The 510-nt window shown below is 34.9% G+C and carries 1 protein-coding gene; it reads right to left on the reverse strand.

Features of this window, described 5'->3' with window-relative positions:
* Positions 1 to 510: DNA cytosine methyltransferase (locus IEY78_RS35525; RefSeq protein WP_189104844.1), on the reverse strand; the 510-nt coding region annotated here is incomplete at both ends.

Consider the following 510-nt stretch of genomic DNA (forward strand, 5'->3'; position numbering starts at 1 on the left):
TAGGGTTTAAGTAATCGCTCTCAAACGCCCCCTCATTAGAACAAAGATAGGCTAAATCGCTTATCGCATCTTGAACATTCACGCTTTGAGAAGGCTCTAAAAGATTAAAATCAAAACTAAAATGACTAGCCCCCACAATAAAAGCCCTCTCTCTGTTTTGAGGCACGCCATAATCTTTAGCGTTTAGGATTTGAGAGCTTAATTGATACCCTAAAGCGTTCAATCTTTCTTTAATTTCTTCTAAGAAATAGCCTTTAGCGCAAGAGATGAGGTTTTTCACATTTTCAATGATAAAAATTTTTGGTTTTAAGGCTTTTATTATTTCTATATATTCTAAGAATAAAAAATTCCTAGGGTCTTTTAGCCCTAAATTTTTCCCTTTATTAGAAAAGCCTTGACAGGGAGGCCCGCCAATGATCATGTTAATTCCTAATGTTTGGGCTAGTTTGATGACTTTTTCTTTAATTTCAATTTGAGTGATGTCCCCACAAACACCTATAGCGTTTTTAT

This window comes from Streptomyces kronopolitis (assembly GCF_014646275.1).
Taxonomy (GTDB): domain Bacteria; phylum Actinomycetota; class Actinomycetes; order Streptomycetales; family Streptomycetaceae; genus Streptomyces; species Streptomyces kronopolitis.